The following is a 13,613-nucleotide window of genomic DNA, read 5'->3' on the forward strand; positions in this document are numbered from 1 at the left end:
ACGCGAATATCGGTACCATGCCGGGATGCCGCAAGCGCGGCGCTTGACGAGCGGCGTCCGCGCTGCCCATGGTCCGCGCCCCAAGCACCCGGACAGGACAAGCCATTCCCATGCCTGCGATCACGCTACCCGACGGTTCCGTCCGCGCCTTCGATGGGCCGGTGACGGGGACTACCGTCGCGGCGGCGATCGGCCCCGGCCTCGCCAAGGCGGCGCTCGCCATGCAGGTGGATGGGGTGACGCGCGACCTCTCGATGGAGATCGGCCAGGACGCCGCCGTGCGCTTCATCACCCGGCGCGACCCGGAGGCGTTGGAGATGATCCGGCACGATACGGCGCATGTGCTGGCGGAAGCCGTGCAGGCGCTCTACCCGGGCACCCAGGTGACGATCGGCCCCTCGATCGAGAACGGCTTCTACTACGACTTCGCCCGCAACGAGCCCTTCACGCCGGAGGATTTCGGCGCGATCGAGGCGAAGATGCGGGAGATCATCGCCCGCAACGCGCCCTTCGTGCGCAGCGTTATGCCGCGCGACGAGGCGATCGAGTTCTTCAAGGACAAGGGCGAGAAGTACAAGGCGGAGCTGATCCGGGACCTGCCGACCGACGTCGAGATCAGCCTCTATAGCCAGGGCGACTGGATCGACCTCTGCCGCGGCCCGCATATGCGCGGCACCGGGGATATCGGCGGCGCCTTCAAGCTGACCAAGGTGGCCGGGGCCTATTGGCGCGGCGACCACCGCAACGCCATGCTGTCCCGCATCTACGGCACCGCCTGGCGCGACCAGAAGGAGCTGGACGCCTATCTCCACCAATTGGAGGAGGCGGAGAAGCGCGACCACCGCAAGATCGGCCGCGAGATGCACCTCTTCCACCTCCAGGAGGAGGCGACGGGCAGCATCTTCTGGCACCCCAAGGGCTGGAAGCTCTACCGGGTGCTGGAGGACTACATGCGCCGCCGGCTCGACCGGACCGACTACCAGGAGGTGAAGACCCCGCAGCTGGTGGACCGCAAGCTCTGGGAAGCCTCCGGCCACTGGGAGAAGTTCCGGGAGAACATGTTCATCGCCCGGGTCGAGGACGAGTCCGAGAAGGACCGCGTCCTGGCGCTGAAGCCGATGAACTGCCCCTGCCACGTGCAGATCTTCAACCAGGGGCTCCGCAGCTACCGCGAGCTGCCGCTGCGGATGGCCGAATTCGGCTCCTGCCACCGCTACGAGCCCTCGGGCGCGCTGCATGGCATCATGCGGGTGCGGGCCTTCACCCAGGACGACGCGCATATCTTCTGCTCCGAGGAGCAGATCGCGGCCGAGACGGTGGAATTCGTGGCGCTGCTCTCCTCGATCTACCGCGACCTGGGCTTCGCCGATTTCCGGGTGAAGTTCAGCGACCGGCCGGCCAAGCGGGCGGGTGCCGATGCGGTCTGGGACCAGGCGGAGGGCGCGCTGCGCGAGGCCTGCAAGACGGCCGGCGTCGAGTACGAGCTGAACCCGGGGGAGGGCGCCTTCTACGGCCCGAAGCTGGAATTCGTCCTCCGCGACGCGATCGGCCGGGACTGGCAATGCGGCACGCTGCAGGTGGATTTCGTGCTGCCGGAGCGGCTGGACGCGGAATACGTGGCCGAGGACGGGACCCGGCGCCGCCCGGTCATGCTGCACCGGGCCATCCTCGGCAGCTTCGAGCGCTTCATCGGCATCCTGATCGAGCAGCATGCCGGGCGCTTCCCGCTCTGGCTGGCGCCCGTCCAGGTGGTGGTGACGACCATCGTCTCGGATGCCGATGATTTCGCCAGGGCTGCGGCGGCGGCCCTGAGCAAGGCCGGGCTGCGGGTCGAGCTCGACCTGCGGAACGAGAAGATCAACCGCAAGGTGGTGGACCACATCGACCAGCGCGTGCCGGTGCTGGCGGTGGTCGGCCGGCGGGAGGCCGAGGAGGGCAGCCTGGTGCTGCGCCGCCTGCCGGGCCGGGAGCAGGTGACCCTGCCGCTGGCCGAGGCCGTCGCCCTGCTCGCAAAAGAGGCAATGCCGCCGGACCTTGCGCCTGCTGTTGCAGCGGCGTGAGGCAGGCCCCATAACTACCGACCCACAGAACGACAGGAGACGACCATAGCCAGAGGTCCCGTTTCGAACCAGATGCCGACCCGCGACGGACCGCGGGTCAATGAGGAGATTCGCGTCCCCCAGGTTCGGTTGATCGATCAGGATGGCGAAATGCTCGGCGTCATGACGGCGCGCGAGGCAATGCTGAAGGCTTTCGAGGTCGGGCTGGATCTGCTCGAAATCAGCCCGAACGCGGTGCCGCCGGTCTGCAAGATCACCGACTACGGCAAGTTCAAGTACGAACAGCAGAAGAAGGCCAACGAGGCCCGCAAGAAGCAGAAAGTCGTCGAGATCAAGGAAGTCAAGGTTCGCCCGAACATCGACGACCACGACTACGACGTGAAGATGCGCCAGATGAAGGGCTTCATCGAGGAAGGCGACAAGGTCAAGGTGACCCTGCGTTTCCGCGGCCGCGAAATGGCCCACCAGGATCTCGGCATCAAGGTGCTGGAACGGATCCGGCTGGAGCTCGGCGAGACCATCAAGGTCGAGCAGATGCCCCGCCTCGAGAACCGCCAGATGATCATGGTGCTGGCGCCCAAATAGGCTTGACCAAACGGGCGCCGGGTCTTAGGCGTCCGGCTTCGGCTATCTAGGTCCCCTGCCGGGCAGGGGGCTCCGTCGCTCCGCGAAGACTCGCGCAGCGGCGCGATACGTTATGGCGTGGCGGGAAAGGGGACGGGTTCTTCCGATGTTCGAGGCATTGTCCAGCAAGCTGAACGGGGTCTTCGACAAGCTCCGCCGTCGCGGCGCGCTGACCGATGCCGACGTGCAGGAAGCCCTCCGCGAGGTCCGCGTCGCCCTGCTGGAGGCCGATGTCGCCCTGCCGGTGGTGAAGGACATCACCACCAAAGTGCGGGAACGCGCCGTCGGGCAGGAGGTGCTGCGCAGCGTCTCCCCGGCGCAGCAGGTCATCAAGATCGTCAACGACTGCCTGGTCGAGGCGCTCGGCGGCGGCGAGGGGGATACCGGGGCCCGTGGCCTCGATCTCAATGCGCCGTCGCCGGTGCCGATCCTGATGGTCGGGCTGCAGGGCTCGGGCAAGACCACCACCTCCGGCAAGATCGCGTTGCGGCTGAAGACCCGCGACAAGAAGAAGGTGCTGCTCGCCAGCCTCGACGTGCACCGCCCCGCGGCGCAGCTGCAGCTCGAGACCCTGGCGAAGCAGGTGGGCGTCGCCAGCCTGCCGATCATCGCCGGGCAGACGCCGCTGCAGATCGCCGAGCGGGCGATGGACCTCGGGCGGCGCGAGCTCTTCGACGTGGTCATCCTCGATACCGCCGGCCGGCTGGCGATCGACGTCGTGCTGATGGCGGAAGTGGCGGCGGTGAAGACCGCGACCCGGCCGCATGAGACATTGCTGGTCGTCGATGCGATGACCGGCCAGGACGCGGTGAACACCGCACGCGCCTTCCAGGATACCGTCGGCGTCACCGGCATCGTCATGACCCGGATCGACGGCGATGCCCGCGGTGGCGCGGCGCTGTCCATGCGGGCCGTGACCGGCGCGCCGATCAAGCTGCTCGGCGCCGGCGAGAAGCTGGATGCGCTGGAGGATTTCCACCCCGACCGCATCGCCTCCCGCATCCTCGGCATGGGCGACATCGTCTCGCTCGTCGAGCGCGCGGCCGAGACCATCGACCAGGCCGATGCCGAGAAGATGGCGGCCCGGATGCAGAAGGGCCTGTTCACGCTGGAGGATTACGCCAACCAGCTGAAGCAGATCGGCAAGATGGGCTCGCTGTCCGGCATCCTCGGCATGCTGCCGGGGGTGGGCAAGATCAAGCAGCAGCTCGAGGGCGCCAACCTCGACACCACCATCCTGAAGCGCCAGGCGGCCATCATCGGCAGCATGACGGTGAAGGAGCGGCGCACGCCGGACCTCATCAAGGCTTCCCGCAAGAAGCGCATCGCCGCCGGCAGCGGGGCCTCGGTGCAGGAGGTCAACAAGCTGCTGAAGCAGTTCGACGACATGTCCGCGATGATGAAGCGGATGAGCAAGCTCGGCCAGAAGGGGATGATGCGCGGCGGCCTCGCCGCGCTCATGCCGCAGGGGAAGCAAGGCCCCGGCGGCCGGCGTCCCTACTGAGCCAGACCCACACCAATCCCCAACACTGATCCACGGAGCGACACTGATACCATGGGCCTGAAGATCCGCCTCGCACGCGCCGGCGCCAAGAAGCGTCCCTACTACCACATCGTGGTGGCCGACAGCCGCAGCCCGCGCGACGGCCGCTTCATCGAGAAGCTGGGCAGCTACAACCCGATGCTGCCCTCCGACCACACCGACCGCGTGCGGCTGGTCGACGAGCGCATCAAGCATTGGCTGGGCGAGGGCGCCGTGGCGACCGACCGCGTGGCGAAGTTCCTCGGCAAGGCCGACCTCGCGCCGATGCCGGTCTTCCCGGAGCAGCCGAAGCAGTCGCTGCCGAAGAAGAAGGCGCAGGAGCGCGCCGCGGCCGCCGCAGCGGCGGCCGGCTAAGACCTAAGCCAGGGGACCAGGGCCGGTGTCGGGCAAGCGGATATTGGTGGGTGAGATCGGCAGGCCGCACGGGGTGCGCGGCTTGGTGAAGCTGCGCAGCTTCACCGCCGATCCGGCCGCCATCGCCGACTATGGCCCGCTGACCGACGAGGCCGGCACCAAGCGCTATGGCGTGACGCTGCTCTCCGAAGGGGTGGCGCGGATCGATGGCGTGGCCGACCGCGATGCGGCGCAGAAGCTGACCGGAACACGGCTCTACGTGGAACGGTCGCTGCTGCCGCCGGCGGAGGAGGAGGAGTTCTACCTAGCCGACCTGCTGGGCCTCCGGGCCGAGACGGAAGCGGGGGAGCTGCTCGGCCTGATCCGCGCGGTGGAGGACCATGGCGCCGGCGCCTTCCTGGTGATCGAGGCGACGCCGGAGCGGCTGGTGCCCTTCACCCGGGCGGCGGTGCCGGTGATCGACCTCCAGGCCGGGCGCGTCGTCGTCATCCCGCCGGACGAGATCATCGTGAAGCCGGAACCCGGTTCGGAGGATGCCGCATGAATGCTGTGTCCCCCTGGCACGCCTCCGTCCTCACCCTCTTCCCCGAGATGTTTCCCGGGCCGCTCGGCCAGTCCCTGGCAGGCAAGGCGCTCCGTGAGGAACGCTGGGCGCTGGAGGCCATCGATATCCGCGGCTTCGCCACCGACCGCCATCGCAGCGTGGACGACACGCCCTGCGGCGGCGGCGCGGGGATGGTGCTGCGGCCGGATGTGGTCGATGCGGCCTGCGCTTCGGCGCTGGCGGCAACGCCCGGCCGGCCCCTGGTGGTGCTGACGCCGCGCGGGCGGCCGCTGGACCAGGCCATGGTGCGCGGCTTCGCCGCGGCCCCTGGCGTGGTGCTGCTGTGTGGCCGGTTCGAGGGCATCGACCAGCGGGTGATCGAGGCGCGGGAGATGATCGAGGTTTCGATCGGCGACTACGTGCTCTCGGGCGGCGAGCCGGCGGCGCTGGTGCTGCTCGATGCCTGCGTGCGGCTGCTGCCCGGGGTGATGGGCGCGGCCGAGAGCGGCGAGGAGGAGAGCTTTTCCTCCGGCCTGCTGGAATACCCGCATTATACCCGCCCGACGGTCTGGAACGACCGCGCCGTGCCGCCCGTGCTGCTCTCCGGCCATCATGCCGAGATCGCGCGCTGGCGGCGGGCGCAGGCCGAGACGATCACCCGCGAGCGTCGCCCCGATCTCTGGGCACGCTATGCGGCGGCCAACCCCATCGCTGCTTCGCGCGCTCCGCTTGCCGGCCAGCCCGACGCCGCCTAAATCAAGATACGAAAAGGACCAAGCCATGAACCTGCTGCAGCAGTTCGAAGCGGAACAGCTGACCCGCCTCTCCGCCGCCCGCGCCGTGCCGGACTTTGGCCCCGGCGACACGGTGCGCGTGATGGTGCGCGTCGTCGAAGGCGAGCGCGTCCGCAGCCAGGCCTATGAGGGCGTGGTCATTGCCCGCAGCAACAAGGGCGTGAACAGCAACTTCACCGTCCGCAAGCTGTCCTACGGCGAGGGCGTCGAGCGCGTCTTCCCGCTGTACTCGCCCTCCGTCACCGAGATCGCCGTGCTGCGGCGCGGCAAGGTGCGGCGCGCGAAGCTGTATTACCTGCGGGGCCGGACCGGCAAGGCGGCGCGCATCGTCGAGAAGCGCGACCCCCGGCCGGCCAAGGCCGAAGCCGCACCGGCCGAAGCCAAGGCCTGAGCGACCCCGAGGGCCCCGCACCGGACCGGTGCGGGGCTTCGGTTTTTTTGGACTGGGTGAGGGATAAGCAATGTCAGCGCAGAAGCCGCGCACGCTGTTCGACAAGATCTGGGACGCGCATGTCGTCGAGACGCTGCCCGACGGTACGGCCCTGCTCTACATCGACCTTCACCTCACCCATGAAGTGACCACGCCGCAGGCCTTCGACGGGCTGCGCGCCGCCGGCCGCAAGCTGCGCCGGCCGGACCGCACGCTGGGCGTGATCGACCACAACATCGCCACCGATGCCAGCCGCTACACCGGGATCGTCGATCCCGAGAGCCGGCTGCAGGTGGAGACGCTGCAGCGCAACGCCGTCGAATTCGGCATGCCGCTGATCCCGCTGCTGGATGACCGCCAGGGCATCGTGCACGTGATCGGGCCGGAGCTGGGCCGTTCGCTGCCGGGCATGACCATCGTCTGCGGCGACAGCCATACCAGCACGCATGGCGCCATGGGCGCGCTGGCCTTCGGCATCGGCACCTCCGAGGTCGAGCATGTGCTGGCAACCCAGACGCTGCTGCAGAAGCCGGCGAAGAACATGCAGGTGCTGGTCGAGGGCAACCTCGCGGTCGGCTGTTCCGGCAAGGACATCACCCTGGCCGTCATCGGCAAGATCGGCACCGCCGGCGGCACCGGCCATGTCATCGAGTATTGCGGCGACACCATCCGCGCGCTCGACATGGCCGGGCGCATGACCGTCTCGAACATGGCGATCGAGGGCGGTGCGCGGGCCGGGCTGATCGCGCCCGACCAGACCACCTTCGACTACATCATGAAGACCCCGGACGGGCCGAAGGGCGAAGCCTTCGAGCAGGCGCTGGCCTGGTGGAAGACCCTGCCGACCGACCAGGGCGCGCATTTCGACACGGTGGTGAAGCTGGCCGCGCATGAGATCGCGCCGCAGGTCACCTGGGGCACCAGCCCCGAGGACGTGCTGCCGATCACCGGCGTGGTGCCGAACCCCGAGGAGGCCGACGACGAGGCCCGCCGTGCCCAGCTCCGCCGCATGGTGGAATACATGGGCCTCACGCCCGGGCAGCGGCTGCAGGACCTGAAGATCGACGTCGCCTTCATCGGCAGCTGCACCAACAGCCGGATCGAGGATATCCGCATCGCCGCGGCGATCGCCAAGGGCCGCCGCGTGGCCGATGGCGTGCGCGCCCTGGTGGTGCCGGGTTCGGGCCTGGTGAAGAAGCAGGCGGAGGCCGAAGGGCTCGACCGCGTCCTGCGCGAGGCCGGCTTCGAGTGGCGCGAGGCGGGGTGCTCCATGTGCCTCGGCATGAACCCGGACAAGCTGACGCCGGGCCAGCGCAGCGCTTCCACCAGCAACCGCAACTTCGAGGGCCGCCAGGGCCCGGGCGGGCGGACGCATCTGCTGAGCCCGGCCATGGCCGCCGCCGCCGCCATCGCCGGCCATCTGGCCGATGTGCGCGACTTCCAGCCGAAGGAGAGTGTGTGATGCAGGCCTTCACCACGCTGACCGGCATCGCGGCGCCCATGCCGGCCGCCAATGTCGATACTGACAAGATCATCCCGGCCCGCTTCCTCAAGTCGATCAGCCGCAGCGGCTTCGGCAAGCATCTGTTCGCCAACATGCGGTACCGCGAGGACGGTTCGGAGAATCCCGATTTCGTCCTCAACCAGGAGCCCTACCGGAAGGCCGAGGTGCTCATCGCCTTCGAGAATTTCGGCTGCGGCTCGTCGCGCGAGCATGCGCCCTGGGCCTTGCTCGACTTCGGCATCCGCTGCGTCATCGCCCCCGACTTCGCCGATATCTTCAACAACAACTGCTTCAAGAACGGCGTGCTGCCGGTCCGCCTGCCGCGCGAGGTCTGCGAGCAGCTGATGGAGGATGCCCGGCTCGGCGGCAATGCGCGGATCACCGTGGACCTGGAACGCGAGGTGGTGGTGCGGCCCTCCGGCGAGGAGATCCCGTTCAAGATCGACCCGCTGCGCCGGCACCTGATGCTGAACGGCCTCGACGACATCGGCCAGACCATGCAGCACGGCGCCTCGATCGACGGTTTCGAAGCGAAGCAGAAGGCCGCCCAGCCTTGGCTGCAGGGCTGAGCAGAGGAGCGGAATCCATGGCTGCGAACAAGACGCTGCTGATGCTGCCGGGTGACGGCATCGGCCCCGAGGTCATGCGCGAAGTGCGCCGCGTCATCGAATGGATGGACCGCCGCCGCAGCGTGACCTTCCGCATCGAGGAAGGGCTGGTCGGTGGCGCCGCCATCGATGCCGAGGGCACGCCCTGCTCGGAGGAGACGGTGGCCCGCGCCAAATCGGCGGATGCGGTGCTGTTCGGCAGCGTCGGCGGGCCGAAGTGGGACAACCAGCCCTTCGAGAACCGGCCGGAGCTCGGCGTGCTGCGGCTGCGGAAGGAGCTGGGGCTCTTCGCCAACCTGCGCCCGGCGCTGGTGCTGAACCCGCTGGTCGATGCCTCCTCGCTGAAGGCGGATGTGGTCCGCGGCGTGGACATCATGGTGGTGCGCGAATCGACCGGCGGCATCTACTTCGGCGAGCCGCGCGGGATCGAGACCATGCCGGACGGCAAGCGGCGGGGGATCGATACCGAGGTCTATACCGAGGACGAGATCGCCCGCGTCGCCCGCGTCGGCTTCGACCTGGCGCGGAAGCGCCGGGGCAAGATGACCTCGGTCGAGAAGGCCAACGTCATGCAGTCCGGCCGCCTGTGGCGGGCGGTGGTGGGCGAGATCGGCAAGGCGGAATACCCGGATGTCGAGCTCGGGCACATGTATGCCGACAACTGCGCCATGCAGCTCTGCTCGCGGCCGAAGCAGTTCGACGTCATCCTCGGCTCCAACCTCTTCGGCGACCTGCTGAGCGACCTGGCGGCGGCGCTGACGGGCTCGCTCGGCATGCTGCCCTCCGCCACCCTTGGCGCGGTGGATGCCACCACGGGCAAGCGCCATGCGCTATACGAGCCGGTGCATGGCAGCGCCCCGGATATCGCCGGGAAGGGCATCGCCAATCCCTGCGCGCAGATCCTGTCCTTCGCCATGCTGCTGCGCTGGTCCTTCGGCATGGAGGAGGATGCGGCGCTGCTGGAGACGGCGGTGGAGAAGGTGCTGGGCGGCGGCCTGCGCACCGCGGATATCATGCAGTCCGGCATGGCCCGCGTCGGCACCAGCGTCATGGGCGAGGCGGTGATGCGCGAATTGGAGAAGCTTTCCGCCTGATCGGTTTCGGCGGTGGGATTGGGGGTTGCGCCGCGGCGCAGCCTCCGCTATTCCGCCGCCTCGCCGTGATAGCGGCATGCGCGCCCGTAGCTCAGCTGGATAGAGCACCAGACTACGAATCTGGGGGTCAGGAGTTCGAATCTCTTCGGGCGCGCCATTCTCTTTCTCAGAGCCAATCAGAACAATCACTTGGCTCCGGGATTTCCAACCCCGCCGGATGGGTTGGAAGTGATGTTCTCAATCCGAGCCATCCCAGCCGCCGCCAGCATCTGTTGTTCCGCCGACCGGGTGTAGATCTCCGCGGTCTTCAACGACACGCCCAGGATGGCCATGATCTGGTGCACCGTGGCCCCGGCCTCGGCCAGCCGGCGGCCGCATCCCTTCCGCAAGCCATGCGGTGAGCGATCCCCTTCCAGTCCTGCCTCTGCGCACCACCGCTTGAACTGGTTGTAGAAGGCCCCCGGGCTTTTCCACGGCCGGCCATTGTCGTTGGCCAGGAAGATCAGCCGATCGCTCGGCACCTGCGCGAGCTCGGCATCGAGGGCGGAATGCCGCGGCACGGTGAGGCGATGCCCGGTCTTCACCTGCCGCAGCGCGATCCCGCCGGGCGCCAGGCTCTGCCGACCCATGCGGATGACGTCGCTCCGCCGCTGCCCGGTGTAGAGCAGCAGGGCGAGGGCCAGCCGCGCCTGCGTGCCGCTTGGGTGGCGCGCCTCATAGGCGCTGATGTCGGCCTCGGTCCAGCTGGTGAAGCCATCCGTCTGGTATCGCCGGCGCTTGGCGCCGACCGTCGGATCCGCCGCCAGCCAGCCGAGCTCCATGGCGTGGGTGACGAGGGCGCGGAGCAGCCGCAGCCGATGGTTCGCAGCGGTCGGCCGATCCTTGGCCGCCAGCAGAATGCGCACGCCCTGGGCGTCGAGCAGCCGCACCGGGAGGGCGCCATGGCTGGCGCGTATCTCCTCGACGATCCTGCGATAGGCCGCCTGAGTGGATGCCCTGAGGCCGCCGAACGCCTCGGTAGCATAGTAGGAGATCGCCAGGGCATTCAGGCTGCCTGGGGCATGCCGGGGCGCAGGGGCGGGCGCCTCGGCCGGCGCAGCTATGGCAGCGTGATATGCGGCCATGAACTCGGGCGAGCCGGGCAGGCCGGGCAGGGCGATGGCTTTGCGGCCTGGCAGCCGGAGGTAGTGGCGCAGGTGGCCGTGGCGATCCTTGAACCGGCTGATGTGCTTTAGCGCGACGCGGGCGGGGCTCATGCCGGGGTGTGGTGCCAGGGGTTCGGGGTGTCGATCGAGGCTGCCGCCCCGCTCGCTTGCTGGTCAAGCCAGCCGTCCAGATCCCTGCGGAGAAAGAGGACCACGCTGGGGCTGGGCCGGATCGGGTTGAGGGCAGGGGCAATGCTGGTGCGGAAATAGGTGGTCGATACGTCGAGGTAGGCTGCGGCGCGTTCGGCGCGCATCGCCGCCGGCCAGTAAGGCGTCGTGGACTGTCGGGCCTGCTCAGCCATGGAGCGGTGCCTCCCGATGCTCGCGGTCGTCATGCATGGCGCTGGCGGCCTCAGCAAAAAGGCACCTGGTGCATGGAGCGTGAGCCTGCTCTTCGGCTTGGCGCCAGTTTCCGCTCTTGCTTTCGGTTAATGAACCCAAGCCGACCAAATGCGTCCTTGAATAGACTAATTCGAAATTTGGCTTCGGAAGGTCTTCGCAATGACCGATCCAATTGTAGTTAGAAACGGAAATGAGTTGGTCGTGTCGTGGCTCGGTTTGTTTGCCAAGTTTGACCTTGGAGGTCATTGGTCGAGGATTGAACCAATTCTTGGGAAACCAGAATTTTCGATGGCGCTCTGTGAATGGATGGGTGTGAACGGTATGCCTGGCGACAGGGCGCCAAGAACGGCAAAGCCCTTTTCCGAACTCAACCCGATCGTCGTGCAAGCGCTGCTGGACCTGGGACTGGTTGACGGCAGTGAAGACATCAACGCGCCCTAGGCTTGTCGCTGCAATATCGACTTGCGCGTTGGAAGTCTTTGTCGCCCAGACGTGTCTTGCAGATAAAGGTGCGCTAAATTTCAAGTTGCGCACATAAACCATGGTGCTGTTGCCTATAAGTTGCCGGCTCTGAATTAATCCACTGTGTGGCAATGATTTAACCGCGTGGTTGGCGCCAGCACTGTAGAAGCAATTGATCGAATTTCGGTGATGGCCGGCGCAATGACTGACCTGATCACAAAGCGGCAGGGCCGTGTGATGTTGGCGTCCTGGTGCGGGCTGTCCGCCAGGTTCGACGTCGAGTGTCACGGGGACGGCGTTGACCAGCTCATCAAGGTTCCGGCCGTCCAAGATACGCTGCGCAAATGGTTGGCGATGTATGGGGATGTCGGAGATCGGCAGCCGACAGATACCAGGCCATATAACGAGCTGCAGGGCATCTTGGTGGAGGCGCTTCAGGCAGCAGACCAGCCAACACCCACGGTCGACGACCTCACCAGCGCCGTTGAGCCGATCGAGATTAGCCATGAGCTTCACCCTCCAGGATGAAGCGCGCCATATCCGCCGCAGCAGCCCGCGGCATCCGCATGCCGCCGAGCTTACCGGCGATGCTTCCTCCGGCATTGCCTGTGACGATCAGCACCAGGTCATGGCCCTCGCGCCGGGCATGCACATGGCCGGGGTAGCCGAGGCTTGGGTGCGACCAGTTGAAGGACGCGCCATCGGCAGGCGCTTCAGCCATCCGTGCCGTTCCTCCGAATATCCGCGGCCAGGCCGGCCGGGGTGATGCTCGCCGCCGGCGGCAGGGCGCTGAGGAAGCGGCCCATCAGGGTGACGGCGCCGCGGTGGCAGGTGGGGCAGGGCTCGTCCTGCGGCCCGGCGCACTCGGCGCAGATGGACTGCGCGACCACGCGGAGGGCGGGGGCGAGGTCGGCGCGGGTCATGCCGCCTGCTTACCCCGCACCCGAGCCGCGAAGGCCTGCGCCTTGGCGAGGTCCCAGCCGAACTCCTCCGCGATCGCCCGGGCGCCTTTGCCGGCGATGACCATCGTCTCGGCCTCGCGCTCATCCGCGTCAGCGATCTCGGCCGGCACAGACGCGACTGCCGCCGGTACTGCCGCCTCGGTCGGCCGGGCGGTGGGCAGCCCCAGCCGCTTCGCCAGCGAATACATGCTGGTGCCTGCAGCATAGCGCTCGCCAGGCAGGCCATTGATCGCCCGCAGCACGGCGCTGACCGGATGGGCCGGGTCCATCCACATCTTGCGGAACAGCGCCTCCCGCTCGCTGGACAGCTTGTCGACCGGGACAGGGTCGGCGGCGCCGGCCGGCATGGTCGCTGCGGCGCTGATCGCCTCCAGGGCCTTCTTCCGGCTTTCGTTGGGCTCGACTGGCGGCCGGGGCGGCGGCTGCTGTGCCGGTGCCGGGGCGGCCTGCAGAGGATCCTTGCGCACTGCCCTGGCCCACTCCGGCAGGGTCAGCACCAGCGCCCCGTCGGCTACCTGATGCTCCACCCGGGCGGCCGGCTGCTTTTCCGCGGTCAGCGGCAGCGGGAAGGTGATGTGCAGCAGCTTCTCGCCCTTCTTCCCTAGCAAGGACCAGTTGCCCCCGTCCGTGGCAACGGCGACGCGGAGCAGCCCGGCGGCGCGGTCGATCTGCACCTTGGCCCGGCTCTTCTCCTTCCAGCCTAGCTTCCCCACCACCTCGCCGCCGAGGGTGACGATGCAGGACGGGCCCTTGCGGCCGCTGGTGACGCGCCAGGCCATGGTAACCTGGCGGATCCGCTCTGCGCTGCCGCGGCGGCCGGAGACGCCGGGGAGGATGTCTTCCCAGGCCATCGGCTCAGCCCTCCGGCATGGCGGCGACGGCAGCGCGCAGCGCCATCGCCTGGAAGCGGTCGAGCGTCACCGCCTTGCGCCCCTCGATCGTCAGGGAGACGCCGCCGGCGTCGGGGGAGAGCCGCACCAGCCGCCCATCTATGGCGACCAGGGTGGCGAAGGCCGGGGCGGCGGCGGAGGCTTCGGGCTCCGGCTCGGGGAGCGTGGTGGGCTGGGCGTCGGACATGGGTGCTCTT

The 13,613-nt window shown here is 68.1% G+C and carries 17 protein-coding genes and 1 tRNA gene; 11 read left to right on the forward strand and 7 right to left on the reverse strand.

The window, feature by feature from the left end:
• Positions 1 to 110 precede the first annotated feature (110 nt).
• The 11 genes from thrS (at position 111) to AC0IW9_RS00585 (ending at position 9,712) form a co-directional block, all read left to right on the forward strand.
• Positions 111 to 2,060, forward strand: a complete 1,950-nt coding sequence (thrS, locus tag AC0IW9_RS00535) for a threonine--tRNA ligase (RefSeq protein ID WP_471646247.1) — start codon at positions 111 to 113, stop codon at positions 2,058 to 2,060.
• A gap of 72 nt (positions 2,061 to 2,132) precedes the next feature.
• On the forward strand, positions 2,133 to 2,645 hold the full coding sequence (gene infC / locus AC0IW9_RS00540; protein ID WP_471646248.1) for a translation initiation factor IF-3: 513 nt from the start codon (positions 2,133 to 2,135) through the stop codon (positions 2,643 to 2,645).
• Positions 2,646 to 2,790: 145 nt separating this feature from the next.
• Entirely contained in the window at positions 2,791 to 4,188 is a 1,398-nt protein-coding gene (ffh, locus tag AC0IW9_RS00545) for a signal recognition particle protein (RefSeq protein WP_471646249.1), read from the forward strand.
• A gap of 51 nt (positions 4,189 to 4,239) precedes the next feature.
• Positions 4,240 to 4,581, forward strand: a complete 342-nt coding sequence (gene rpsP, locus AC0IW9_RS00550; RefSeq protein WP_290317834.1) for a 30S ribosomal protein S16 — start codon at positions 4,240 to 4,242, stop codon at positions 4,579 to 4,581.
• Between the two features lie 46 nt (positions 4,582 to 4,627).
• Positions 4,628 to 5,125 carry a ribosome maturation factor RimM gene (rimM, locus tag AC0IW9_RS00555; RefSeq protein ID WP_471646250.1) on the forward strand — a complete coding sequence of 166 codons (498 nt, stop codon included), beginning with the start codon at positions 4,628 to 4,630 and terminating at the stop codon, positions 5,123 to 5,125.
• Positions 5,122 to 5,880 (forward strand): tRNA (guanosine(37)-N1)-methyltransferase TrmD, encoded by a 759-nt coding sequence (trmD, locus tag AC0IW9_RS00560; RefSeq protein ID WP_471646251.1) that lies wholly within the window; start codon positions 5,122 to 5,124, stop codon positions 5,878 to 5,880. The genes rimM and trmD overlap by 4 nt, the downstream gene beginning before the upstream one ends.
• A 25-nt stretch (positions 5,881 to 5,905) precedes the next feature.
• Positions 5,906 to 6,310: a 50S ribosomal protein L19 gene (gene rplS, locus AC0IW9_RS00565; RefSeq protein ID WP_471646252.1), complete on the forward strand. Its 405-nt coding sequence runs from the start codon at positions 5,906 to 5,908 to the stop codon at positions 6,308 to 6,310.
• 70 nt (positions 6,311 to 6,380) lie between these two features.
• Complete coding sequence (leuC, locus tag AC0IW9_RS00570; RefSeq protein WP_471646253.1) at positions 6,381 to 7,811, forward strand: 3-isopropylmalate dehydratase large subunit; 1,431 nt, start codon at positions 6,381 to 6,383, stop codon at positions 7,809 to 7,811.
• The gene (gene leuD, locus AC0IW9_RS00575) at positions 7,811 to 8,422 is read left to right on the forward strand and encodes a 3-isopropylmalate dehydratase small subunit (protein WP_471646254.1); all 612 of its coding nucleotides are present in this window, start codon (positions 7,811 to 7,813) and stop codon (positions 8,420 to 8,422) included. The genes leuC and leuD overlap by 1 nt, the downstream gene beginning before the upstream one ends.
• 17 nt (positions 8,423 to 8,439) lie before the next feature.
• Positions 8,440 to 9,555, forward strand: a complete 1,116-nt coding sequence (leuB, locus tag AC0IW9_RS00580; RefSeq protein WP_471646255.1) for a 3-isopropylmalate dehydrogenase — start codon at positions 8,440 to 8,442, stop codon at positions 9,553 to 9,555.
• Between the two features lie 80 nt (positions 9,556 to 9,635).
• Positions 9,636 to 9,712 (forward strand) — tRNA-Arg (locus AC0IW9_RS00585).
• A gap of 28 nt (positions 9,713 to 9,740) precedes the next feature.
• Here AC0IW9_RS00585 and AC0IW9_RS00590 read toward each other — a convergent pair.
• Genes AC0IW9_RS00590 through AC0IW9_RS00620 form a run of 7 tightly spaced genes read right to left on the reverse strand, consistent with a single transcriptional unit; the run spans position 9,741 to position 13,603 of the window.
• Entirely contained in the window at positions 9,741 to 10,811 is a 1,071-nt protein-coding gene (locus AC0IW9_RS00590) for a tyrosine-type recombinase/integrase (protein ID WP_471646256.1), read from the reverse strand.
• Positions 10,808 to 11,062, reverse strand: a complete 255-nt coding sequence (locus tag AC0IW9_RS00595) for a hypothetical protein (protein ID WP_471646257.1) — start codon at positions 11,060 to 11,062, stop codon at positions 10,808 to 10,810. Before AC0IW9_RS00595 ends, AC0IW9_RS00590 begins: the two co-directional genes overlap by 4 nt.
• Positions 11,055 to 12,071, reverse strand: a complete 1,017-nt coding sequence (locus AC0IW9_RS00600) for a hypothetical protein (RefSeq protein WP_471646258.1) — start codon at positions 12,069 to 12,071, stop codon at positions 11,055 to 11,057. The genes AC0IW9_RS00595 and AC0IW9_RS00600 overlap by 8 nt, the downstream gene beginning before the upstream one ends.
• A complete protein-coding gene (locus tag AC0IW9_RS00605; protein ID WP_471646259.1) occupies positions 12,064 to 12,285 on the reverse strand; it encodes a hypothetical protein in 222 nt (73 codons plus the stop codon). Before AC0IW9_RS00605 ends, AC0IW9_RS00600 begins: the two co-directional genes overlap by 8 nt.
• Positions 12,278 to 12,487 carry a hypothetical protein gene (locus AC0IW9_RS00610; protein WP_471646260.1) on the reverse strand — a complete coding sequence of 70 codons (210 nt, stop codon included), beginning with the start codon at positions 12,485 to 12,487 and terminating at the stop codon, positions 12,278 to 12,280. Before AC0IW9_RS00610 ends, AC0IW9_RS00605 begins: the two co-directional genes overlap by 8 nt.
• Entirely contained in the window at positions 12,484 to 13,377 is an 894-nt protein-coding gene (locus tag AC0IW9_RS00615) for a hypothetical protein (RefSeq protein ID WP_471646261.1), read from the reverse strand. Before AC0IW9_RS00615 ends, AC0IW9_RS00610 begins: the two co-directional genes overlap by 4 nt.
• Before the next feature lie 4 nt (positions 13,378 to 13,381).
• Positions 13,382 to 13,603, reverse strand: coding sequence for a hypothetical protein (locus AC0IW9_RS00620; protein ID WP_471646262.1), 222 nt, complete (start codon positions 13,601 to 13,603; stop codon positions 13,382 to 13,384).
• Positions 13,604 to 13,613 lie beyond the last annotated feature (10 nt).

It is taken from the genome of Belnapia sp. AC561, from assembly GCF_979252845.1.